Below are 23,831 nucleotides of genomic sequence, written 5' to 3'. Positions count from 1 at the left end.
GCAGGATCTATGGTTTGGGAGGGGCCAGGTGCGTGGTCGCACTGCGGCCACGCACCTGGCGCGACTGCAACGCAACACCTCTCACCACGAATATTTCACGCCGGCCATGCCCGTCAGTCGCTGATAACTGCTTCCCGCAAAGCCCCACGCGACATTGCCCCACGTCTGCCAGTGATGCGCGAACCTGTATTGCACACCGGCTTTCAGCTCACCCGTGCTGTTCGGCACGCCGTCCAGCGCGATGGATATGCCGTCCACGACGATCGTGTTGCGCCGGTTGTTGTACCACCAGTTGGCCTCAAACGATGCCTGGATCGTGTTTCCGGCGCTGGTTCCAAAATCCCGGTAAAAACGCGCGCCGAGCCGGCTCGTCAAGCCACCGGAACGTTCGTCCCCGACTTGCGCACCGTTGACCTCGGTATGCGTGCCCGCGCTGTAGTCCGTGTAGAGGATCTGGCCTTGCGGTTCAATCACCCAATCGCCGTTGAAGGGTTTCATCGCGTAGCCGACTTCCAGGGAACCCGTCCAGCTGTGCGAGCTGTACCGTTCTCCGGGCAACAGATCGCCCTGCACCTGATTGTCGAAGTTGCCGTATTGGACCCAGCTGTCCACGTAAGCGCCGAGCCGGGTTTTCTCGTCGGCAAACCAGCTCGCATAGCCGCCGACCGCGTATCCGCTGACGGTGCCATGCGCTGAGAACGGATTACCTTCCGCGCTCGCGCTGGTGCGCATATTGCCGTAGGCCGCCATCAGACCGACATGCACGCGGTCGATGCTTTGTATCCCCGACCATTGCGCAATGTCGCCACCGGCCTGCAGCACCTCCCCTTGTGTATTCACGCCGAGTTGGCCGTCGGCGCCGTGACCGCGCAAGCTTGAGCCGGCCACGCGCGCCCAGCCGGCCCCCGTTGAAGCGCGTCCGGCTGCATCGCCGTCCGTCTGATACGGCGTATCGCCCAGGCGGTCATGCAAGGTCTGGACGAACATGGTCTGCGCCGCATACTGGTTGCCAAGATACGCGCCGAGCTCGGGCCGCAGGAGCTTCGGCGGAACAGGCGTTGGCGTTGGCGTTGGCGTTGGCGTTGGCGTTGGCGTTGGCGTTGGCGTTGGCGTCGGTGTCGGTGTCGGTGTCGGTGTCGGTGTCGGTGTCGGTGTCTGCTCGGAGCGCAAATACCACTGACCGTTGTTCGGATCGCTCACCCCGCCCTGGAACAGCCGGTACTCGTACGGACCACCGACCACCCGGCCATCGAGCGTGAACGCCCCGCTAGCAGAGCGGCTGGCATCCAACACCTGCACGACCTGGATGCCGTCCGTCGGCGTAAACGCGCCCACGCCACCCACGCGCTGCACGCTCAGATGCGTTGCGCCCCCCGCAGCGACACTCGTCGCGTCCGCCACCAGCATATCGCTCTGCGAACTCGCACCGCCTTCATTGAGCACGCTGTCGATCAGCAGCCGGCCGCCATTGGAAATGTAGGTGCCGCCCGTCACGACCAGGCGGTCTCCGGCAACGCCGTTGGCCATCGTAATCGTGCCGTGGTTGTCGAGATTCCCGGCAATCGTGAATACGGCGTCCGGGCCGTTGGCGAGCGCCGGCAGCGCGTTGCCGACGCCAATCAGTCCCATGTTGAGCACCGGCGCGCTCACCTTGCCGTAGCCGCCGAATGACCCGGTCGCGTCGACGGTGACCTGTCCGCCGCCGGCGAGCCCCGCGCCGGGATGGGACGCGTCTCCGATCGCAAGCGTACCGGCCGCGACGTTCGTGGTGCCGCTGTACGTTTGCACGCCGTTCAGGACGACTTTGCCCGCGCCGGCCTGCGTCAGCGAGCCGGTGCCGCTGATCGCTCCGCCATAAACCAGGCTATCCGAACGATCGAATACCAGCGCGCCGTTATTGACCACGTCACCGGCGACACTTCCACTCGTCCCGCCGTTGCCCAGCTGCAGCGTGCCAGCGCTGATTGTCGTGCCGCCGGTGTAGTTGCTGTCGCCAGTCAGGATGAGCGTGCCTGCAGCCAGTTTGCCCATCGCGCCAGAACCGGTGACAGCACCATCAAAAGATGACGTGTCTGAACGGCTGAATATCAAGTCGCCGTTATTTACCACGTCGCCAACAATGCTGCCGCTGGTGCCACCTATGCCAACTTGCAGCGTGCCGACGTTATTGAAAGTGCCACCGGTATAGGTATTGTCGCCAGTCAGCAGGATTCTGCCGTTGGCCGTTTGCGTGAACGAACCGGTACCGCTAATCGCCCCGGAAAAGCTTATGCCATTGACCCGGCTTACCACTAGTGCGCCATTGTTGGTGACGTCGCCGACAATGCTCCCTCCGCCGGCAATTTGCAGTGTGCCGCTACTGATTGTGGTGCCGCCGGTATAGGTGTTGCTGTTATTCAAAATGAGCGTGCCGGTACCCGCCTGGGTGAGCCCGCCGTTTCCGCTGACGACATTGCTGTAAACCACCGTATCTGAGCGGTTAAAGCGCAACTGGCCGCCATTGCTGACCGACACGTTGCCGCTCACACTACCCGTGGTGCCACCATTGCCGATCTGCAATGTGCCGCCATTTGAAACACTGCTCCCCGCGCCTGCGCCGCCGTTGGTAAGCTGGCCAGTGACAATCAGTGCGCCGTTTTGCACAATGAGCGCCGAGGCACTGGCAGCAGTGGTGCCAACGGTGCCTCCCAAGGTCCAGGTGCCAGTATCCAGCGCTGAGATCGTGGACAGCCCGCTAAAAGTATTGTTGGCTGCGCCATTGCCCTGCAACGCCAGCGTATTGTTGGTGCCCGTGCTGGTGACTGAACCATTCAGCACGCTACCCGTTTGCAGAATTAGCTGGTAGTTGTTGCCGGTCATACTGATAGCGGTGCCGTTTACTCCTGTAATAGTGCCCGAGTTGGTAAGCGAACCTCCTGCACTGCTTTGCATCTGCACACCCAAAGTACCCGATATGCTGCCGCTATTGATGATCGTTCCGTTACTAGTGCCGCGCACGACCATTGCAGGAGCCCCAGTTGCCGTAATCGAGCCCGCAGTGTTAACCGTATAGGCACCGTTATCGATCAGCAGCCCTGGGCTGCCATTGCCTCCGATGATCCGACCGGTGCTGCTCTGTGTCACGAACGCTCCTGAGCCCAATCTGATTGCGCCCGAATATCCGGAAATATCGCCGTCATTCACAATCGTTGTAGATCCGGCCGCCCCGGCGAGAATCCCCCAAAACTGTGCGCTACTTATGCTGGCGCGAGCATGATTGCGAATGGCGCCCCCATTAGTGAACTGAACACCGTAGGCTCCGACAAAGTTGGTGCCATTGATGCTGCCGTAGTTATCCAGTTGGGCACCATTGACGGTAGTCGCACCAAGCTGAACTCCTCCGCCAATTGCGCTGACTGAACCGTAATTGGTTAATTGCCAGTTCTGCGAGTTATCGCCGGAAATGCCAACGTTGGTGCCGGTGTTATTGATGACGGTCGTGGCCGGTGCTACAAAAATGCTGGACGTAGGATCGAGTTTTTGCAGAAAGACTGTGCCAGTTGAACTATTGATTGTCGTTGCTGCACAGATTTTTTCGACCGGCAGCCACATTGCCAGCCAGGGCGAGCTGAAAGTCAGCATCCGGATGGCAGCGCAGATCAGTGGATAACGCAAGCGCGCATTGAGTGGTTTTGCGGTGCGGTAAGACTGGCGCATATTAGCGACCTTTTGTATTGGTTAGTTGCGCAGCGCGCACCGCTAAATCAAGAAAAATGGTTTGGTTGTATTCAGTGAATTTGCCAAAGGGCGGCACATAACGTACCAAAGCGGTGAACGGCCGCTTGGCTCGGCGAGTAGCGCCACCTAAGAAAATCGCTCCTGCCCTGACTGGATCGCTTGCGTATCCTGTCTATCTCTGCAATCAGATCCAAAGGTTGTGTAGCCGTTTGGAAAATAGCTCCCAAACTCAAAAAGGCGAGCAAACTTCGTTGCCTTAAAACGCATAAAGTAGGCGCAGCTTTCGCGCAAATTTACTAGGCAAGGGAGGAAACAGCAAGGACGCGAATAGAATCCGGCACGGTAGCTCAGTCCGTTGGCGTAACAAGTTGATGCATTTTGAATTTAGTGAGTTCGCTTTGAATTCCGTCTGGGATATATCACCCCGAGCACGCCCGCCTGCAGCCAAAAGATTTGCTCAGCCCCACGGAAACGAACTTTGGTGTTCTGATCCGCCTTCCTCGCGGACGTGTGCGGGAAGCTCCCATAACAAGTCATCGCGGGCGCTGCGTCATCATGGAGCGCCCACGAAATCTAGCGACACTTCGAGTCTGATGTGCGCCGCGTCCCCAGCAAAAAACGCCTGTCAAGACTTGACTTATGCACAAGTGCGCGTTCCAGATAAATCTGGAAACATCTGAAAGGCACACGCAAGCGCGCATCCAAATGGCATTGATTTAATTGGGTTATTTCGACCGCGCGGAGCGGACTCGCGCTGACAGAAGGCCCACGGGATGGGCATCAGCGGCAGAAAATGCGAAGTTCTCAACAGAGTTATCCACAGGGTCTGTGAGTAATCGAAAAACTTCAACGTAAACCGGGAATTAGCGCGCGATCCTGCGAAGGAACTTTCACTGTGCACTTGGATCTTGTCGCGCGCTGAATCGACCGAAAACGCCGCTTTCAATACAGTTGGAACGACGAAAAAAACTGGTCGACCTGTTCCTGCTGCAGAGGCCCGGAAGCAATGATCGCCGCCTGATACACATGCCGGCCACGCGCGACCAGCCGCGCATAGACGGTGCGCGTCTCATGTTGCGAGCCGGCTTCGCCGGTCAGCTTCATTTCCAGGCCCAACACCTTACCGCCAGCAGCGAGCGGAATTTGCACCGCATGCGCGTCCGGCGCGGCGCCGACGTTACGGGCAAGGCCCGTGCGCAGGAATTCGAGGGCGGCGCGCTGCGTCGCTTCGTCGTCGCTCGGCAGCATGACGGTGCCAACCGCGAACACGGCGTCGCCGGCCTCGGCTGTCTGCATGGCCATTTGCATCTGCTTTCCGTCGATCATGACCGTACGTTGATCGTTGCCCGGTTTGGCCGGCAGATCGACGGCGTAACCGTTGTCGTTGTTCATGATGGTGCGCCAGTCGAAGGTCGGCGAACACGCCGCCAACGCGCCGCTCAAGGCCAGCACGCAGGCTACCGTGCCGAGCAACGGGCGCGCCTGCGGCAAGCGGGAAGCGGCGTCGGCCGGGCGGCCATCGGCGACATCGGCCGGGGAGACACTTGAGGAACGGCTAACGGAAGGGCCAAACGGGATTGTCGAGATCCGGGCGAGGAAGCGAAAAGCGGTTCGGAGCATGGGGACAGAAGAACGGGGTAACCGGAACGTAAAGTCCTATTATCCCCTCCCGGGCCGTCCGCTGCCGCACGGCCGGAATGGGGCTACAATAGCGAAGCTTGGCAGCACCGGATTTAATCGTCCTAAAGCGGTCCAAACCAACGCACTGTCCCGCGCATTCTGCGCGACTCTCGAGGTTCCGTTCATGAGTTCCACCCCGTCCACCGCCGCACGGCGCACGAATCCGATTCGCTACATCATCATCGCCGTCGTGGCCGTCGCGATTGCGATTGCCGGCTATTTCGCGTTCGCCGGTCAGCAGCGCGTGCCCGATGCGACCTTCACGTTGCTGTCGGGCCAGAAAGTCTCGACCGCCGACCTGAAAGGCAAGGTCTACCTGGTCAACTTCTGGGCGACCAGTTGCGACACCTGCATGAAAGAAATGCCGCAGATGGTCCAGACCTATAACCGCTTCAAGGGCAAAGGGCTCGAATTCGTCGCCGTCGCGATGAACTACGACGCGCCGATGTACGTGGCCAACTACACGCAAACGCGCCAGTTGCCGTTCAAGGTTGCAATGGACGACGGCACCGCCGCCAAGCAGTTCGGCAACGTCCAGCTCACGCCGACCACCTTCCTGGTCGACAAGGACGGCAAGATTCTGAAGCGCTACGTTGGCGAGCCGCAATTCGCGGAACTCGACCAGTTGCTGGAAAAAGCGCTGAACGCGGCCTGATTACCGCGCAATGCGTGAGTAAAAAGTCCTGATTCAAACACGCCGGCGTCGCACCTCGCCGCCGGCGTTTCAAATTCTCACCGCTCCCCTTCCCCTTTGGCCGCGAGGCCATATCGCTTGATCTTCTCGTAGAGCGTCGCCTTGCCCAGTTGCAGCTTGTCCGCCGCAACCGCGACCACGCCTCCTGCCTGCTCCAACGCCTCGGCGATCACCGCTCGCTCGAATTGCTCGACCCGCTCCTTCAACGGCTGGGTCGCGGCGTCCTCGTCGGTGAAAGACATGACCGGATCGTCGGCCACGCCGAGCACGAAGCGGTCGGCGGCATTGCGCAATTCGCGCACATTCCCCGGCCACTCGCGCTGCATCAGGCCGGCACGTTGCCGATCGGTGAGAATCGGCGCGGGGCGCTGATAACGCACCGCCGCATCCAGCAGGAAGTGTTCGAAGAGCGGCACGATGTCTTCGCGACGCTCGCCCAACGGCGGCAGCGCGATCGTCACCACGTTCAGCCGGTACAGCAAATCGCGCCGGAACGAGCCGTCCGCGACATGCTCGGCCATGTCGCCCTTCGCGGCCGCCACCACGCGGCAATTCACGCGAATCGGTTGATTCGAGCCGAGCCGTTCCAGCACGCCGTCCTGCAAAACACGCAGCAACTTGACCTGCAACGCAAGCGGCATGCTCTCGATTTCGTCGAGAAACAGCGTGCCGCCCGAAGCATGTTCGAGCTTGCCGATCCGGCGCTTTGCCGCGCCGGTGAATGCACCCGGTTCATAGCCGAACATTTCCGACTCGAACATCGGCTCCGGCAGCGCGCCGCAATTCACCGCGATAAACGGCTTGTCACGCCGCGGCGACAGTTCATGCAGACTTCGCGCGATCAACTCCTTGCCCGCGCCGGTGTCGCCATTGATCAGCACCGACGCGTCGGTCGGCGCAATATTCGCGATCAGCCGCCGCACCTGCTCGATCGCCGGACTACGGCCGATGATGCGCGGGGCCACCGAGTTCTGCCCGGCCAGTTCACGGCGCAGCGCGTGGTTCTCGAGCACCAGCTTGCGGCGCTCCAGCGCACGTCGCACGGCTTCGATCAGGCGTTCGGACGCGAACGGTTTTTCGATGAAGTCATACGCGCCGTCACGCATGGCCTGCACGGCCATCGAAATATCGCCATGGCCGGTGACCAGAATCACCGGCACGTCGGGCGCGCGCTCATGGCACTGCGCGAGCAGTTCGAGACCGCTCGCCCCGGGCAAACGAATATCGCTGACGATCACCCCCGAATAATCCGCGCTGATTATCTTCGCAGCGGATTCCGCCGAGGCATGGCCGATGACGTCGAAGCCCGCCAGTTGCAAACTCTGCACGCTGGCGCGCCGCACCAGTTCGTCGTCTTCGATGTACAGCACTTGCAAGCCGTGGTTCAGCATGTCGTTCTCGTTTGATTCAGGAACCGGTGGTGAGCGGGTCCGAGGTAGGGCTCGTCTGCACGCGCGCGCGGCGCAGCGTCAACACGAATAATGCACCGCCGTCCGGCGCGTTGCGCGCCGCCAATGTGCCGCCGCAGTCGCGCGCAATCGACGACGAAATCGCGAGGCCGAGCCCCAGCCCCTGGCCCATTTCCTTCGTCGTGAAGAACGGTTCGAACAGACGCGGCAGCACGTCGTCGGGAATGCCGGGGCCGTTGTCGCGCACGGCAAACGACACGCTCGACTCCGCGGCGTCGATCTCGATCGAAATGCGCGGCGGCGTCGTCTCCGCCGTTGCGTCGAGCGCGTTGCCGAGCAGATTGATCAGCACCTGTTCGAGCCGCAGATCGTCGCAATGGGCGACCAGCTCGGGATGATCGTCGGCGAGATTCAGCGGTGTGCGCACGCCTGTGCCTGTGTCGAGCAATGCAAGCTCGACGTCGACGCCTTGCAGGCGCTTTTGCAGCAGCGCGATGACGTTGCGCAACGCTCGCATGATCGGCGCACGCGCACTGCGTGGCCGCGCGCGTCCCACGAACAGCTTCAACTGATTGGTGATCTTGCCCATGCGCTCGGTGAGCGCCGCGATCGCTTCGAGATTTTCTCGCGCCGAGGCCTGGTCGCCGCGTTCGAGCAGCACGCGCGTGTTGTCCGAAAAACCGCGCAGTGCCGCGAGTGGCTGATTCAATTCATGCGTGATGCCGGCCGCCATCTGACCGAGTGCGGCGAGTTTGCTCGCCTGGATCAGTTCATCGTGCGCGGCGCGTAGTTCCTGCTCGGCGCGCGTACGTTCGGCGACTTCCTTCTGCAACTGTTCGTTCGCTTGCGAGAGGTCCGCGGTGCGCTCGGCCACGCGACGGTTCAATTCAGCGTAGGCCTTTTGCAGCAGGGAACGGCTGCGCATCATCTCACGCACCCGGGCGCGGCGCATTCTCCAGTAGAACGCGAGCAGCACCAGCGACACGTATCCAAAGCCGGTAACGATGGTCGCTTTGCGCGCGTCGGCGTCGACCGGATCGACAGGGGACATCGTGATCAGATGCCAGTCCGGTTCGCCCATGCCGCGCCGCGACGCCAGATAACGCGGCGAATAACGGCCGCCGCCGATGCGCACAATCTGTGCATTGCCTTCGAGCGTGCGCTCGATCGTCACCGGCAGCGGCGCGATCGGTTGCTGCGCATACTGACGCGCCTGATAAATCGAATCGGCGACCTGTCCCGACAACGGCCGGATCGTGTGATATTTCCACGCCGGCATCGACGACAGAAAGATCACGCCGTGGTCGTCGGTCACAACCAGCGGCTCGGACGCATCCGCGCCCTGGAACCATTCGAGATCGAGTTTGACGACCGCTACGCCGACGATCTTGCCGTCACGCCGCACCGGCTGTGAAATGTAGTAACCCGGCGCCTGCGAGATCGTGCCGATGCCGAAGAAGCGGCCCACGCCGCCTTTGACTGCATCGAGAAAGTACGGCCGGAATTGATAGCCCGCGCCGATGAAGCTGCCCGGCCCGCGCCAGTTGCTCGCGGCGACGCAATAGCCGTCGAGCGGAATGATGTAGGTGACCGTCGCCCGCGCGTGGCGATTGAGGTCCTCGAGGTACAGATTGGCGCGTTCGACGTTGGCCGGGGTGGGATTGACCAGCACGTCCTGCACGATGGGATGTTCGGCCAGCAGATAAGGCAGCGATTCGTAGCGCTCAAGCGTGCTCTTCAGCGCGCTGGTAGTGCGACCGACCCGCACCGCGGCGTTGCGCCGCAACGTGTCGATCCCGCTCTGCCACGCGATGCTGTAGGTGAGCCCGCACGCCGCCACGAGCCCGGCGACGAGCGCGAAGAGGATCAGCAGGCGGCGCGTCACGTTGGCAATTCCCGATCGGTGTGGATCGGATATTGTGGCATAAGGCGACGCGCCGTCGGCACGAGCTTCGTCGGCCGACGGCGCGGGGTCACGGTGCGCGGCCGCCGCTTCCATTCGTGAGCGTCCGCGACCGTGATTGGGGATGCTGGGGAGCCGTACTAGCCGGTACGCGACTTAGGCCTCAGCCGGCTCCTTGACTGCCACATCCCCTCGCAACGCAGCGTTCAGCTTGCTGCGGTCCAGTTCCTTTTCCCATGCCGACACCACCACCGTCGCCACACCATTGCCCACGATGTTCGTCAACGCGCGGCATTCGCTCATGAAACGGTCGATACCGAGAATCAGCACCATTCCCGACAGCGGAATCGTCGGCACTACGGCGAGCGTGGCGGCCAGCGTGATGAAGCCTGCGCCCGTTACACCGCTCGCGCCCTTCGAGGTCAGCATCGTCACCGCCAGCAGCGTGAGCTGCTGCGTCCACGTGAGGTCGGTGTTGGTAGCCTGAGCGATGAACAGCACGGCCATCGTCATATAGATGTTGGTGCCGTCGAGGTTGAACGAATAACCGGTCGGCACTACGAGGCCCACCACCGAGCGCGAGCAGCCGAGCTTTTCGAGCTTCAGCATCAGTTGCGGCAGCGCGGCTTCCGACGAGCTCGTACCGAGCACGATCAGCATTTCTTCCTTGATGTAGCTGACAAAGCGCAGGATGTTGAAGCCCACCGCACGCGCGATGATGCCGAGCACGACCACCACGAACACGATCGAAGTCAGATAGAACGTGCCGATCAGCTTGAGCATCGGCAGCAGCGAGCCGATGCCGTACTTGCCGATCGTGAACGCCATCGCGCCGAACGCGCCGATCGGCGCGAGCTTCGTGATGATGCGCACGATGCCGAACAGCACATGCGAGAGCCCGTCGATAAAGTTCGTGACGACCTTGCCCTTCTCACCGGCCGTGGCCAGCACCGCGCCGAACAGCAATGCGATCAGCAGGATCTGCAGGATTTCACCTTGGGCGAATGCGGACACCATCGTGTCCGGAATGATGTGCATCAGGAAGTCGACCGTCGTCTGGCCATGCGCCTTCGCGGCATACGACGCGACAGCCTTGCCGTCGAGCGTGGCCGGATCGATGTTGAATCCGACGCCGGGCTTGAGCACGTGCGTCGCGATCAGGCCGAGCACCAGCGCAAACGTCGAGACGATTTCGAAGTACAGCAGCGCCTTGCCGCCGACGCGCCCGACCTTCTTCATGTCTTCCATGCCGGCGATACCCGTCACCACCGTACAGAAGATGATCGGCCCGATCACCATCTTGATCAGCTTGATGAAACCGTCGCCGAGCGGCTTCATGTCGATGGCGAAGTCCGGCGAATAGTGGCCGAGCGCGATGCCGATGAGGATCGCCACGATCACCTGGACGTACAGCACTTTGTGGATAGGTTTCTTCACGATGTTTCCTGCGATATGGGTGAGCTCAAGGCCTGCCACGCTGCGCATCATGCGAACGAATAGTCGTCACGCCTGTGCACGGCATTAGGCCGCGACAAGACGACGAATTCAGAAATACCGGGAAGGGAAATCAGACATCGTTGTCTCCTTGCTTTAGTTGTCGGACCGTTGCGGCCGCGAGTTCTGAATTGCAAGGTCGATGCCAGCTTGATGCAAAGTATATCGCCTTGATTTTTATAGGTTTTTCAGCGACGCAAGGTGTGCGTCGTCCGGGATTCCGGAAATCCGGACGAGGGGTGTCGGGGAATCCGGAATCCGTCGAGGCGGCGCACTCGGGAAAACCCGAAGCGTTTTTTGGCTGCGGCTTTTGCCTGTTTCAGCTGAAACGAGCCGGCTTGTGCGCGCGGCGCTCACCTACGTCAGGCACTGCGATCCGGCTTCTAAGCACCGCCCTCTTCCAGCACCAGCAAGTTTTCGTGCGAGAAACCCAGCGACACCGGTTGACCGCGTTCGGGCAAGCCGCGATTCGGGTCGTTGAACACATCGAGCGAAATGACGGCGTCTTTCACGCGCGCTCTGATGCGCACCACCGCACCGAGGAAATTCACTTCCTCGACGGTCGCGTTCAACGTGTTGCGGCCCGGCGCGGCCGGCTCCAGCACAATGGCTTCGGGCCGCAGCGCGAGCATGCGTTTCTTGCCCGCGTCGTCTGCCGGCAATTCTTGCGTGGTGGTGAGTTCCTGACCGTCGACGGCCATTCTTCCGGTTTTCGGGTCGACCACATGCCCTGCCAGAATGTTCAGCGTGCCGACAAACGAAGCGACAAAGCGCGTACGCGGATAGTTGTAGATCTCCGAAGGCGAACCGACCTGTTCGACGCGCCCCTCGTTCATCACCACGATGCGGTCCGAAATCGACAGCGCCTCTTCCTGATCGTGCGTGACGAAAATCGACGTGATGCCCAACTCACGCTGCAACGCGCGAATGTCTTGCCGCAATGAAATGCGAATCTTCGCGTCGAGCGCCGAGAGCGGTTCGTCGAGCAACAGCACCTGCGGCTTGCCGGCAAGCGCGCGCGCCAGTGCCACGCGCTGCTGCTGACCGCCCGACAGTTGCCACGGATAGCGCTCGCCCAGATGCGGCAGCTTGATCAGTTGCAACATCTCCTCGACGCGCTTGTTGATCTCCGCCTGGGGACGGTGCGCGATCTTCAGCCCGAAGCCGATATTGTCCGCTACCGTCATGTTCGGAAACAGCGCATACGACTGAAACACCATGCCGACCTTGCGCTGACGCGTGCGCAAATGCGTCACGTCCTTGCCATCCAGCCGGATGATGCCGCGCGTCGGCGATTCGAAACCAGCGATCATCCGCAGCACCGTGGTCTTGCCGCAGCCGGACGGTCCAAGGAACGTGATGAATTCGCCGCGCTCGATCTTCATGTCGAAATGATGCAGCGCCGTGTTTGCCCCGAAGGCCTTATGCAGATTTTCGATCTCAAGGAATGCCATGATTCGCTGCCTTAGTCAGTCAAACTTACTCGTCAAATTTTCTGGCCGCTAAGCGCGCGGGCCGAGCCGAATACCTGAATCAAACCCATCGACGCCCACGTAATCACGAACGCGATGATCGCGAGCGCCGACGGTTCGTACGCGCGGTTCGCACCGATCAATTGCAGATACGGGCCGAACGCCGGGCGGTCGAGCAGGCTCGCCAGCGTGAACTCGCCGATCACCACGGCAAAGGTGAGAAACGCGCCGGACAGAATGCCCGAGCGGATATTCGGGAAGATCACCTTGAACAGAATCGTCGGCCAGTTCGCACCGAGGCATTCGGCGGCTTCGGTCAGCGAGCGCACGTCGACCGCGCGCAAACCGGCGTCGACTGCGCGATACATGTACGGCAGCGAAAGTGTCACGTAACCGAACACCAGTAACAGGTCGGTCGCGCGTTCGTTGCCGGTGAGCGGCAGAATCGAACTGCTGTTATAGATGCGCAGATAGCCGAACACGATCACGATCGCCGGCACCACCAGCGGCAACAACGTAATGAATTCGACGACCGGCCGCAGCTTCGGCAGCCGCAACTGCACGTAGTACGCAGTGGGCACCACCAGCAACACGCCGACAATGATCGTCAGCACCGCCATCAGAATCGAATAGCCGAACGAGGCCTGAAAACGCGGGTCGCTCAGCACGACGCTATACGCTTCGAAGCTATACACGCCACGCTTCATGCGCAGGCTGAATTCGAAGGTGGCGAGCAACGGAATCAGAAAGTACAGCGAACCGACGACCATCGCGGTCCACGCGCCGACGCGCGATTGGCTTTTCATCGACGTCCCCTTTCAGCACGTGAACGCAACCAGATGTAGCCACCGTTCGACAGCCCAGTCACCAACACCATGCCGAGCGCGAGTGCGTAGCCAAGGTTCTGGTTGTGCATCACGTCGCCGCGAATCTGTGCGTACAGGAGGATCGTCACGATGTTCAGCGAACTGCCGGTCAGCGCGTAAGCCGTGGCGACGGCGCCAAATGAGTTCGCGAACAGCAGCAGCGTCGCGCCGAGCACGCTCGGCCACAACACCGGCAACGCCACGTGGCGCCAGTATTGGAAGGCCGTGCCGCCCAGGCAGTCACAGGCTTCACGCCATTCGCGCCTGAGGCCGTCGAGCGCGGGCGTGACGATCAGCACCATCAAGGGAATCTGGAAGTACAGGTAAGTCAGCGTCAGCCCGGAGAAGCTCAGGATGCTGAAACCCGTGGAGTACAGATTGAAGCCGAGGTACTTCTTCAGCAAGACGGTCACGAGACCGACGCGCCCCAGCGTGCAGATGAAGGCGAACGCGAGCGGCACGCCCGCAAAATTCGAGGCGACGCCGGAGAACGTCATCAACGTGGGACGAATCCAGCCCGGCAGTTTGCCCTGCACCGCCGCCCACGCGAGCAGCGAACCGATCACCGCACCGCCAAGCGCGGACGCGGCGCTCACCTTGAAGCTGATCCAGTAGGCGTCCATCACCGTGGGCTGGAACAGGTCGCGGAAATTGGCGAGCGTGAAATGGCCTTGCGGATCCTGGAACGCGCCGACCATCAGAAATCCGGTCGGCAGAATCAGGAATAACAACGCGAAGGTAAAAAACGGCACCACACCGATCCAGGCGAGGAACTGCGACGCGCGACCCGGACCGTTGACGCGAGGCGTTGGCGTAGGCACAGGCGGAACCAGTAATTCCGGCTGCACCGATCCGGCATCCGATGAAGCGCTCATAGCTCACCCTTGGGGCATTCTGGCTCACGCCTGACGCGCCGCTCTCGTTGAGCGGCGCGTCATCTTTGAAAACTGCACGTTGCGATTGGAAGCAGCGGCCTGTACAGCGAGCGAATGATCGCTGGACAGGCCGCCTCAACCGCGCGCGCCGCGACGATTACTTGACGTTCGCGCCGACCGCTTCGTCCCAGTGCTTCGTGATGGTGTCCTTATACGCGTCCTGTTCGGACAGCGTCGGGAACACCACATTCTTGTACGACGACGGCGACGGCAGCTTGTCGAGGAGAGCCTGCGGCACCTTTTTCGCCGCCACCAGTTCGTTGTAGCGCATCGGATGGCAATAGCCCGTCAGCCAGCCGATCTGGCCTTCATCGGAGTACAGATATTCCATCCACAGCTTGGCGGCGTTCGGATGCGGCGCGTAGGCGCTGATTGCCTGAACGTACACACCGGCGACCACGCCCGTTTTCGGAATCACCACCTGCACCTTCGGATTGCCCTTCAGCGTGTCGCGGTCGGCGAGCGCGTTGTAGTCCCAACGCACGACGATCGGCGTGGTGCCCTGCGCGAGCGATGCGGCCTTACCGATCACCGGCACGAAGTTGCCACTCTTGTTCAGGTCGGCGAAATACTTGAGACCGGCCTTGTCGGCCTTGCTCACATCGCCCTTGCTTTGCGACAGGCCCGCGGCGAACACAGCCTGGATCGCCTGGTTGGCCGTACGCGGGTCACCTGCCAGTGAGACGGCGTTCTTGTAGTCGGGCTTGAGCAGATCGCTCCAGTCGGCCGGCGCCTTGTCGATCATGTCGGCGTTCACTTCAAACGACAGCACGCCGTAGTAATCGCCATACCAATAGCCGTCCGCGTCTTTTGACTCTTTCGGGATCGAGTTCCACGAAGCGACCTTGTACGGCTGCAGCAAACCTTCGGCCTTCGCCGTCGGACCGAACGACAGACCCACGTCGATCACGTCGGGCGCTTGCGGCCCCTTGTTGCCCTTGTTCGCCTTGATGGCTTCCACTTCGTCGCCCGAGCCCGCATCCGGATTCAGCTCGTTGATCTTGATGCCGTACTTCTTCTGAAAGCCGGCCACCAGTTGACCGTAGTTGCACCAGTCGTGCGGCAACGCGATCACGGTAAGCTGACCTTCCTGCTTGGCGGCTGCGATCAGTGCGTCGAGCGGCGCGGCCGAGGCGCTGCTCACGCCGGCTGCGGCGACACCCGCAACGGCTGACATCGAAAGTAAACGAGCTAACGCGGTGCGCTTCATAGTCTTCCCCATCCTCTGCCGAAATTGCTACGTTTGGAAAATTTCTAGTGTCTAACTGCTTCCAGCTCTGTGGGCGCGCGTCTGAACCAGCTCGCACGCACGCGCCCGCGTCATGTTCAGTCCGGATTCGCCGGCGCCGAAAACATGTCGTAGTCCAGTCTATCGATGCGATCTGTACAAATCATGTCGACGCCCCATTGGGCCAGCAGCTTTGCACGCTCGGCGTCGTTCACCGTGTAGGCCAGCACGCGCAATCCGGCCGCCTTGATTTCGGCAACCAGCGGCTCGCTCAGATGCCGGTGGCTCGCGTGCAAGGACACGCAATCCAGTTCCCGCACGATGCGCAGCCAGTCCACCGGGACCTCTTCGAACAGCATGCCGCGTTGCACTGAGGGCGCTGCATCGCGCGCCGCGGCGAGCGCCTCGAACGAGAACGATGACAGCAGCGGCGGCGTCTGCCCTTGCCACAAAGTCAGCGCGCCGTTTGCGACGAGACGCCCGGTGATCTCGTCGCGACCCGGGCAGGGTTTGATTTCAATGTTGGCGGCAATGCCGTCCCGCGCGCAGCGCCCGGCGGTCTCGGCGAGCGCCGGCAGGCGCGTGCCGGCGAACTGCGGACCGAACCAGACGCCGGCATCGAGCGCGGCCAGTTGGTCCCACGTGTGTTCCGCCGCGGCGCCATGGCCGTTGGTCGTGCGTTCCAGCGTGTCGTCGTGCAATAGAAAGAGCTGGTTGTCGGCGGAGAGCTTGGCGTCGAATTCGACCATGCGGTAGCCGTAGCGCACGCACGCGTCGAAACCGGCCAGCGTGTTCTCCGGCGCCAGTGTGCCGCCGCAACGATGCGCAACCAGCCGCGGATACGGCCAGTCTGCGGATAAAGTGCGATCAATCCCGTTTGCCACGTCTCGTTACCTTCCTGATTGAGCGGATCAAGTATGCTCTCGGCACGTTCCAAGCTACCCGCGACGCCCTGCAATCTGATTGTCAGGATGCCGAACCGTGCGGTTTCCAGGCAGCGCCGCATGCAGCAGCGAATGGTTCAGGCGGCGGATTCCAGAATCCATAATGGCAACGACATGAATCATGCAAATTGCCAAAAAACGCCGCAAAATGCTCGAAATCGGATATTCCAATTCCTTTCCGAACATTTGACGTTCGAAATCGGCACGGCGCTTCGATTTGCGAAGGCTAAGATGAAATACACAAACTTGCAAGCTGCCAAAAAAATACAACACAATCCGGCTAAAGTAGTACGCTTGACATCGTCCGGACACACATCCGTGTCCACGATGGCACTATTAAAAAACGAGCCGTGTGAGCGCGTTCGCATCCAAGGAAAAATGCATGTGGCAGGAAGACCGTCATCAGAGAATTCGCGCGTTGCTGTCCACGCTTCAACGCGTGTCGACCGAACGGATCATGGCGGACCTCGGGGTATCGCGCGAAACCGTACGGCGCGACCTGCTCGATCTGGAAGCTCTCGGTGAACTGAAGCGCGTGCATGGCGGCGCAATCAAACCCGCCGACGAGGCACCGATCGCCGAGCGCGCCCACATGCGCGTCAAAGCCAAAACCGCGATCGCCAAGGCGGCCACCGGGCTGATCGCGAGCGGGCAGACGCTTTTCATCGACGCCGGCACCACCACCGCGGCGCTCGCCGAAGAGCTGGCGAAACTGGCGAACCTGACGATCGTCACCAATTCCATCGACGTCGCGCTGAAAATGCGTGGCGCCGTGGATCAACCGAAAGCGGCCAACGAAGTGATTCTGCTCGGCGGCTCGATCAGCGATCGCGCCATGGCGACCACCGGCGCCACCACCGTGCTCGATATCCAGCGCTATCGTGCGGACATGGCCTTGCTCTCGCCCGTCGGAATCGATCACCGGCATGGCGCGACCAACTACGATCACGCTGAGACCGAAGTGGCGCGCGCCATGGTCGCCAACGCGGACCGCGTAGTGATCCTCGCCGATTACAGCAAGATCGGTCAGCGCAGCCGGATCTCGTACTGTCCGGCCGACCGGATCGATGTGCTGGTCACCAACAAAAAGGCAGCCGAAGCCGCCGACTTTGCGTCGCTCAAAAAGAAGCTGAAAGAGATCGTTCTGGCTTAGGGTCCAGGACTACTCCTTCACATACATCGTATCGAGCACGCGCTTGCGCAAGCGCGTGTCGCGCAGTGCGCCGGCTGCGTCGAGCACCGGATAAGCCGTCGAACAGAACAGCGAATTGAGCCGCTTCATGTCGCTGATCAAATCCAGATGCAACGCGCTCGTCTCGATGCTGCGCAAGGTTTGTCCAGCAAGCCGGTCAAGGTGTTTATAGGAATACGCGCGCTCCAGATCGCGAAAGCGCTCCTTCTCCGCTAGCAGCCGCTCGGCGCAACGCAGATCGTTATTCAGAAACACCGACAGGCCAAGCTGCAGATTGCTGACGAGCCGCGCCTGCAGGTCGTCCAGTTCGCCTAGCCCCTCCTCCGAAAACGACAGCCGGTGCGCGATCTTCTTTTCCTCGATATCGCAGACGATCCGCTCGATGATGTCGCCCGCGTGCTCCAGGTTGATTGTCAACGAGATGATGTCGGTCCAGCGGCGGCTGTCGGCTTCGTCGAGTTGCTCGCGGGAGATCAGCGTCAGATAGTTTTTGACCGCGGCGTAGAGTTGGTCCACGTCGTCGTCCATACGGACCGTTTCGCGTGCCTTTTCGAGGCTGTTGTCATGGATCAGGTCCGCGACGTTATCGAGCATGGTGCGCACGATGTCGCCGATACGCAGCACCTCGCGTGCGGCATGCGCGAGCGCGAGCGTGGGTGTGGGAAGCGCGGCGGCATCCAGATGCAACGGCCGCAATTCGCCGTTGGGCAGTGGCCGGTCCGGCAACACCCGCGTGCAGATGCGCGCCACCGGATTGATCAGCGAAAGGCATGCGCAGCAACGCAGCGTGTTGTATATCACGTGAAAACCGACTACCGCTTCGCGTGGATTCGCGATCAGCACCGGCAGCCCGCGTGCAAGCAGCGGTGCGAACGGCAGGATCAGCAAGGCGCCGGCCAGCTTGAAGGCCAGGCTGCCCAAGGCCAGGCGCCGCGCCGCCGTGTTCTGCGCGAGTGTGCCCATTAGCGCCAGCAAGCCGCTGCCGAGATTCGCGCCGATCACGAGACACAGCGCCACCTTCAGTGAAATCACGCCGGACGAGGCGAGCGTCGCTGTCAGCAGGACCGCGGCGAGACTCGAATAGGACAGCATCGCAAATGCCGCGCCGACCAGCGCGTCAAGCATAGTGTCGCCGGTTAGCGCGCCGAACATCACGCGCACGCCGGCGCCTTGCATCATCGGCTGGGCGGCTTCGACGATCAGGTGCAGCGCCAGCAGAATCAGGCCGAGCCCGATCAGCGTACGGCCAACCTGACCGAGGCGGGTTTGCTTGCGCGACAGAAAGAGCGGCACGCCGGACAGAATCAGGATCGGCGACAGCCATGACAGATCGAGTGTCAGCAACCGCGCCATCAGTGCGGTGCCGACGTCGGCGCCAAGCATGATCGCGAGGCCGCCAGTGAGCGGCAGGAGACCTTGCGCAGCGAACGACGTGACGATCACCGCCGTTGCATTGCTGCTCTGCACGAGGCTGGTCACGCCGACACCCGAGAGGAAGGCTCGCCAGCGGCTGCTGGTACTGCGCCCGAGGACGCTGCGCAGATCGGCGCCGAGCACGCGCAGGATGCCGGTACGTACGATGTGCGATCCCCACACGAGGAGCGCCACACCAGCCAGAAGGTTAAGGAGAATCAACATAAGGCGCTGCGCTTCCGTTCCTGCTGCCATGACCCGAACCGCATGCCCTACGAACTGGCACCCGGGGCGTTTATGACAGTAGTGTTGCACATTTCTGCCTTATTGTAATTTTGTGCTTTTAAATATACGCTCGCGCAAAGCTGTGAATTGCTGTGTGCCGGCCGATGGCCCGGCATGCGATTCGCTCAACTACCTTGTTTGCCCACTTCATCACGAGGACCCTGGATGAGCCGCAACCTTGCCCTGTTCGACCTGGACCATACGCTGCTGCCGCTCGACAGCGATCAGGCGTGGGCCCACTTTATCGCCGGATTGGGTATAGAAGGCGCTGCGCAGCACGCGGAAGAAATCGACGGGTATTACCGGCAATACGTGGCCGGTACGCTCGATATGACGGCCTACCTGAACTACACGTTGGCCCCGCTGGCTCGCCACTCGCGCGAGCAGCTCGACGTGTGGCATGCGCAGTTCATGAAGGATGTGATTGCGCCGGCCATCCTGCCGGCTGCGCGGGAACTCGTGCAGCGCCATATCGAAGCTGGCGACCTGTGCTGCATCGTCACGGCCACCAACGTGTTCATTACCAGGCCGATCGGCAAGGCGCTCGGCTTCGAACATCTGTTGGGGATCGATCTCGGCACCGAAGGCGGCGATCCTTTGGCGCGCTTTACGGGAAATGCGGTCGGCGTACCGACCTTCCGCGAAGGCAAGATCACGCGCACCGAGGGCTGGCTGGCTTCGCTCGGCCATCGTCTGCAGGACTTTCCGCAGAGCTGGTTCTATAGCGATTCGATCAACGACGTGCCGTTGCTCGAGCGCGTCACGCATCCGGTCGCGACCAATCCCGACGCGCGATTGCGCGCCATAGCCGCGGAACGCGGCTGGCCGGTGATTGAACTGTTTGCCTGAAACTGCGCGGGCCGGCGCGGGCCTGGCGCGGCCCGCCAGCTACACACGCCCCTTCCACGGCATCAGCCGCCGCTCCAGCGCACGCATGCCGAGATCGAACAGCCACGCGATCAGTCCGATCAGCACGATGCCCATCACCACCACATCGGTACGCAAAAAGCTCGACGCGTTGAGCACCATCTGACCGAGGCCGGCGGTGGCCGCGACCATCTCGGCGGCAACGAGGGTGGTCCAGCCGAAACCGATGGCGATCCGCAAACCGGTCAAGATCTCAGGCAACGCAGCCGGCAGGACCACATAGCGCACGATCTGCGCGAAGCGGCCACCTAGCGAATACGCAGCATGAATCTGCTCGATGGTCGCGCTGCGCACACCGGCACGCGCCGCCATCGCAATCGGCGCAAAGCAGGCGAGATAGATCACGACGATTTTCGCCGTCTCGTCGATGCCGAACCAGATCACCACCAGCGGCAGATACGCAAGCGGCGGCAACGGCCGGTAGAACTCCAGCGGCGGATCGAGCAAGCCGCGTGCAACCCGGCTCACGCCCATCAAGATCCCAACCGGCACCGCCGTGACCGCCGCCAGCGCGAACGCGCCGAACACGCGCAGCGCACTCCATGCCAGATGCTCGGAAAGCGGCAAACCGCCTTGAATGCGTCCGTGCCAGGCGTCCAGAAACGCGGCCCAGACAGCCTCGGGCGTCGGCAGAAATAGCGGAGGCAGCCAGTGCAGATGCGTGGCGAACCACCATAGCGCCGCGAGCGTTGTGACCGAGAGCGCGCTCAGCGCCGCGGTCGAACCTTCGCCCGGCAAACGCCAGCCGCTCACCGGACGCGCTTTACGTTGCGACGGCTCGCTTTCCTGGGTGAGCGGCACCGTACCCAAAGATTCGCGCGAAGCCGTCACGACAGTACCTCTTCCTGATTTCGTTCGTGCAGCCGGCGCACCAGCCGTTCGCGCCATTCGATAAACTCCGGTGACGACTTGACCGCGCGCGCGTCGCGCGTCTCGAGAAAGCGCCGCGCGAATGGCAGGTCGTAGCTCTCGGCGATACGGCCCGGCCCCGGCGTCATCACGACGAGGCGCGTTGCCAGAAACAGCGCTTCCTCCACGCTATGCGTAATGAAAAACACCGTCTTGCGCGTGCGGCCCCAGACGTCCAGCACGAGTTCCTGCATCGACTCGCGCGTCATCGCGTCGAGCGCGCCCATCGGTTCGTCCATCAACAGCACTTGCGGATCGCTTGCCAGCGCGCGTGCAATGCCCACGCGCTGCTGCATGCCGCCCGACAGCGCATAGACCCGCGAGCGAGCATGCTTCTCGAGCCCGACCAACGCCAGCATCTCCAGCGCGATGCGCTCGCGCTGCGCCTTCGGCACACGCTGAAATCGAAGGCCAAGCGCAACATTGCCGAGCACGTCGAGCCATGGCATCAGCGCGTACTTCTGAAACACGACCCCTCGGTCTGCGCCGGGTCCAGCCACGGGTTCTCCGTTCAACCGCACCTCGCCTCCCGTCGGCTGAATGAAGCCGGCGATGCAGTTCAGCAAGGTTGTTTTGCCGCAACCGGACGCACCCAGCGCGACGACGAACTCGCCGGGTTCGATGCGCAAATCGACGTCGGCGAGCGCGACGTGCGGCGCCGCGCCGCGTGCGCCTTCGTAAGCGACGTGCAGCCGCCGTATCTCAAGACCGCTCATCGCCATGCCTCATGATGCTGATGGATACGCATGCGCAAAACGTCAATGCGCCGCGCGCTGCACGAACTGCGGATCGACGCCGGTCGAGTAATCGGCCAGCACGTTCTGGATCGTGCCTTGCGTCTTCAGAAACGCAGCCGTCGCAGCGAGCGATTTAGCCGCGCCGGATTGCGCACCGCCGCCAAGCCACGCGTTCGACGCCTGTTGGGCCGGCGTCGGGAACGCATACAACGCGAGGCTTGCGGGCACTTCCTGCGCGGTGGCGCCGGATTCCTTCGCAACCGCTTCGACCTGGGGCGACGTTGCTGTCCACGCGGACGTGTGATCGCGGTAGCTCGCATCGGTTGCGGCCAGCACCTTCACAAAACGCGCGACGAACTCGGCGTTCTGACTGGCGAACTTACGGTCGACGACGAAACCGTCGAACGTCGCCTTGCCGGTTTGCTGCGCAACCTGACCCGATGTGATCAGCACTTTGCCGTTCTTCTTCACCTTCGCCAGCACTGGGTCCCAGATGTAAGTCGCGTCGATGTCGCCGCGCTCCCACGCCGCCGCGACTTCAGGCGGGCGCAGATTGACGATCTTCACGTCGGACGGATTCACGCTGGCGTTCTGCAGCGCGACCAGCGCGTGAAAGTGCGACGTGGAGACGAACGGCACACCGATCTTCTTACCCTTCAGACCGGCGACGCTCGTGACGCCGGAACCGTCGCGCGCAACCAGTGCTTCGGCATCGTTGATGTTGTCCAGAATCCAGAACAGCGAGATATCAACGCCCTGCGACAACCCGGCTGCAATCGGGCTCGACCCTGCTTCGCCGAGTTGCACCGAGCCGGAAGCCAGTGCGCGGATCACGTCGGCGCCGCTGCCGAGCTTGCGGTAGGTGACCTTGTAGCCGGTGGCTTTCTCGACAACGCCGGTGGCCTGCGCATAGCGCCATGGCACGACCATGTCCTGATACGCGATCACAACTTCTTTGGTGTCGGCGTGTGCAGCGGGAGAAAACGACGCGGACAGCGCGAGCAGCGTAGCGAACGCGGCGAGCGGACGGAGGAAGCGATTCATCGGGAAGCCCCTTTTAGTGCGTGTTGTCTGGGAGGCTTTCGACTATAGGGAGTTTGTCCGCGGGCGGTTCTAATTAATCCGCGATTGCTAATGACGCTGTTCGAGCATTGCTTTTCACGTTCGGTTGGATAGGGCCGCCGATTTCGATGTTTGTGATGCGGCTCAAGCGGATGATGACGGCTTGGGACGCCTTAGCGCAAGCTGGCCGTTCGGCGGATTGTGGTGCTTCCGCGGTAGCGGCATGATCAGCGGGTTGCCTTCAATTCGCATTCCTATGGTCGATTATCTTAGCCGCTTGAGCTGGTTGTTTTTCAACGTCGGCGTGCCTGTTTTTGCGCCGGTTGCATTACTTCCCTTATTGAATTTTTCGCGCTGCTACCGGCACGTGGCGCAAGGCATTGCGCGGCGATCCATTCAGGATGGCCAGCTCTTCTGGGTCGTCATTTCGATGTGTGCGAGTGCATGCTACGAGATTGGTTGTGCTTTGAGCGCAGCGCCGACGCGCAGCACATTAGCGCTCATGTTGGCCGCGCTTCTCTGGCACGTGCTCATCATCGTTGTAGCGTCAATACTGGTGTGCCAGGGCGCGGCCGATGCAGCGACTCGTCCGGCACGTCACGCGAGAGAGCGGGAGCGTGATGGATGGTTGATGTGGTTTTCGCTGCTCGCAACCGTTGTCGTCGCAGTCTCCTTCTCCGCATCTCATTATTCGTTTACCTAACTAATTTAGATGCGCTGAGCTATACTTTTCATCCTGGCCTCAAGGAGATCCAGCATGCCCAATTTGATCGACCGTCTCATCGAAGACCGCGCATTTCGCAATCGTTTCATCCTCTTTCTCTACCCGTTCACGATCATCGGCGGAATGATATCGGTTACCTGCAGTCTGCTCGCACGTTACTACCGCTAAGCAAAGCAGGCAGATCGCCGGGCGGAATTGCTGAGCCACCCGCTCCCGCGCCAAAAAAACAAAGCCCGCAAC

At 61.6% G+C, this 23,831-nt stretch carries 21 protein-coding genes; 6 read left to right on the top strand and 15 right to left on the bottom strand.

Annotation, left to right across the window (positions count from 1 at the left end; translation table 11 throughout):
* Positions 1-81 precede the first annotated feature (81 nt).
* Entirely contained in the window at positions 82-3,123 is a 3,042-nt protein-coding gene (locus tag KHO23_RS00345) for an autotransporter family protein (RefSeq protein ID WP_211608618.1), read from the bottom strand.
* A gap of 346 nt (positions 3,124-3,469) precedes the next feature.
* On the opposite strand from KHO23_RS00345, the gene KHO23_RS00340 reads away from it, so the two are divergent.
* Positions 3,470-3,649, top strand: a complete 180-nt coding sequence (locus KHO23_RS00340) for a hypothetical protein (RefSeq protein ID WP_211608617.1) — start codon at positions 3,470-3,472, stop codon at positions 3,647-3,649.
* A 1,010-nt stretch (positions 3,650-4,659) separates the two neighbouring features.
* On the opposite strand, the gene KHO23_RS00335 is transcribed toward KHO23_RS00340, so the two are convergent.
* Positions 4,660-5,337: a hypothetical protein gene (locus KHO23_RS00335; RefSeq protein WP_236066682.1), complete on the bottom strand. Its 678-nt coding sequence runs from the start codon at positions 5,335-5,337 to the stop codon at positions 4,660-4,662.
* 184 nt (positions 5,338-5,521) lie between these two features.
* On the opposite strand from KHO23_RS00335, the gene KHO23_RS00330 reads away from it, so the two are divergent.
* Entirely contained in the window at positions 5,522-6,052 is a 531-nt protein-coding gene (locus KHO23_RS00330; RefSeq protein ID WP_211608616.1) for a TlpA disulfide reductase family protein, read from the top strand.
* Between the two features lie 77 nt (positions 6,053-6,129).
* Here KHO23_RS00330 and KHO23_RS00325 read toward each other — a convergent pair whose 3' ends face one another.
* From KHO23_RS00325 to KHO23_RS00285, 9 genes are all read right to left on the bottom strand, one after another.
* Positions 6,130-7,482 (bottom strand): sigma-54-dependent transcriptional regulator, encoded by a 1,353-nt coding sequence (locus KHO23_RS00325; RefSeq protein WP_211608615.1) that lies wholly within the window; start codon positions 7,480-7,482, stop codon positions 6,130-6,132.
* 16 nt (positions 7,483-7,498) lie between these two features.
* A complete protein-coding gene (locus KHO23_RS00320; protein WP_211608614.1) occupies positions 7,499-9,499 on the bottom strand; it encodes a sensor histidine kinase in 2,001 nt (666 codons plus the stop codon).
* A gap of 60 nt (positions 9,500-9,559) precedes the next feature.
* Entirely contained in the window at positions 9,560-10,840 is a 1,281-nt protein-coding gene (locus KHO23_RS00315) for a dicarboxylate/amino acid:cation symporter (protein ID WP_211608613.1), read from the bottom strand.
* A gap of 440 nt (positions 10,841-11,280) precedes the next feature.
* Complete coding sequence (locus KHO23_RS00310; RefSeq protein ID WP_211608612.1) at positions 11,281-12,351, bottom strand: ABC transporter ATP-binding protein; 1,071 nt, start codon at positions 12,349-12,351, stop codon at positions 11,281-11,283.
* Positions 12,352-12,383: 32 nt separating this feature from the next.
* Positions 12,384-13,175 carry an ABC transporter permease gene (locus KHO23_RS00305; RefSeq protein ID WP_211608611.1) on the bottom strand — a complete coding sequence of 264 codons (792 nt, stop codon included), beginning with the start codon at positions 13,173-13,175 and terminating at the stop codon, positions 12,384-12,386.
* Positions 13,172-14,110 (bottom strand): ABC transporter permease, encoded by a 939-nt coding sequence (locus KHO23_RS00300; RefSeq protein ID WP_211608610.1) that lies wholly within the window; start codon positions 14,108-14,110, stop codon positions 13,172-13,174. Before KHO23_RS00300 ends, KHO23_RS00305 begins: the two co-directional genes overlap by 4 nt.
* 157 nt (positions 14,111-14,267) lie before the next feature.
* Positions 14,268-15,380, bottom strand: a complete 1,113-nt coding sequence (locus tag KHO23_RS00295) for an ABC transporter substrate-binding protein (RefSeq protein ID WP_211608609.1) — start codon at positions 15,378-15,380, stop codon at positions 14,268-14,270.
* A 116-nt stretch (positions 15,381-15,496) separates the two neighbouring features.
* A complete protein-coding gene (ugpQ, locus tag KHO23_RS00290) occupies positions 15,497-16,282 on the bottom strand; it encodes a glycerophosphodiester phosphodiesterase (RefSeq protein WP_211608608.1) in 786 nt (261 codons plus the stop codon).
* A gap of 54 nt (positions 16,283-16,336) precedes the next feature.
* A complete protein-coding gene (locus tag KHO23_RS00285; protein ID WP_211608607.1) occupies positions 16,337-16,528 on the bottom strand; it encodes a hypothetical protein in 192 nt (63 codons plus the stop codon).
* Between the two features lie 196 nt (positions 16,529-16,724).
* On the opposite strand from KHO23_RS00285, the gene KHO23_RS00280 reads away from it, so the two are divergent.
* Positions 16,725-17,495, top strand: a complete 771-nt coding sequence (locus KHO23_RS00280) for a DeoR/GlpR family DNA-binding transcription regulator (protein WP_211608606.1) — start codon at positions 16,725-16,727, stop codon at positions 17,493-17,495.
* Between the two features lie 9 nt (positions 17,496-17,504).
* Here KHO23_RS00280 and KHO23_RS00275 read toward each other — a convergent pair whose 3' ends face one another.
* Entirely contained in the window at positions 17,505-19,172 is a 1,668-nt protein-coding gene (locus KHO23_RS00275; protein WP_211608605.1) for a Na/Pi cotransporter family protein, read from the bottom strand.
* Positions 19,173-19,397: 225 nt separating this feature from the next.
* Between KHO23_RS00275 and KHO23_RS00270 the strand changes: the two genes are divergently transcribed.
* Positions 19,398-20,081 (top strand): histidinol-phosphatase, encoded by a 684-nt coding sequence (locus KHO23_RS00270; protein ID WP_211608604.1) that lies wholly within the window; start codon positions 19,398-19,400, stop codon positions 20,079-20,081.
* A gap of 39 nt (positions 20,082-20,120) precedes the next feature.
* On the opposite strand, the gene KHO23_RS00265 is transcribed toward KHO23_RS00270, so the two are convergent.
* Genes KHO23_RS00265 through tauA form a run of 3 tightly spaced genes read right to left on the bottom strand, consistent with a single transcriptional unit; the run spans position 20,121 to position 22,849 of the window.
* Complete coding sequence (locus KHO23_RS00265) at positions 20,121-20,990, bottom strand: ABC transporter permease subunit (RefSeq protein WP_211608603.1); 870 nt, start codon at positions 20,988-20,990, stop codon at positions 20,121-20,123.
* Entirely contained in the window at positions 20,987-21,784 is a 798-nt protein-coding gene (locus tag KHO23_RS00260) for a taurine ABC transporter ATP-binding protein (protein ID WP_211608602.1), read from the bottom strand. The genes KHO23_RS00265 and KHO23_RS00260 overlap by 4 nt, the downstream gene beginning before the upstream one ends.
* 42 nt (positions 21,785-21,826) lie before the next feature.
* Complete coding sequence (gene tauA / locus KHO23_RS00255; RefSeq protein WP_211608601.1) at positions 21,827-22,849, bottom strand: taurine ABC transporter substrate-binding protein; 1,023 nt, start codon at positions 22,847-22,849, stop codon at positions 21,827-21,829.
* Between the two features lie 241 nt (positions 22,850-23,090).
* Here tauA and KHO23_RS00250 point away from each other — a divergent pair, with 241 nt between their 5' ends.
* Both KHO23_RS00250 and KHO23_RS35335 read left to right on the top strand, forming a co-directional pair.
* The gene (locus KHO23_RS00250) at positions 23,091-23,570 is read left to right on the top strand and encodes a hypothetical protein (protein WP_236066681.1); all 480 of its coding nucleotides are present in this window, start codon (positions 23,091-23,093) and stop codon (positions 23,568-23,570) included.
* A gap of 54 nt (positions 23,571-23,624) precedes the next feature.
* A complete protein-coding gene (locus KHO23_RS35335) occupies positions 23,625-23,759 on the top strand; it encodes a hypothetical protein (protein WP_268963863.1) in 135 nt (44 codons plus the stop codon).
* Positions 23,760-23,831: the final 72 nt, after the last annotated feature.

Source organism: Paraburkholderia haematera (genome assembly GCF_905220975.1).
Classification (GTDB): Bacteria; Pseudomonadota; Gammaproteobacteria; order Burkholderiales; family Burkholderiaceae; genus Paraburkholderia; species Paraburkholderia haematera.
The sequence above is the reverse complement of the archived record's forward strand: the minus strand, read 5'-3'. Positions and strand labels throughout refer to the sequence as shown.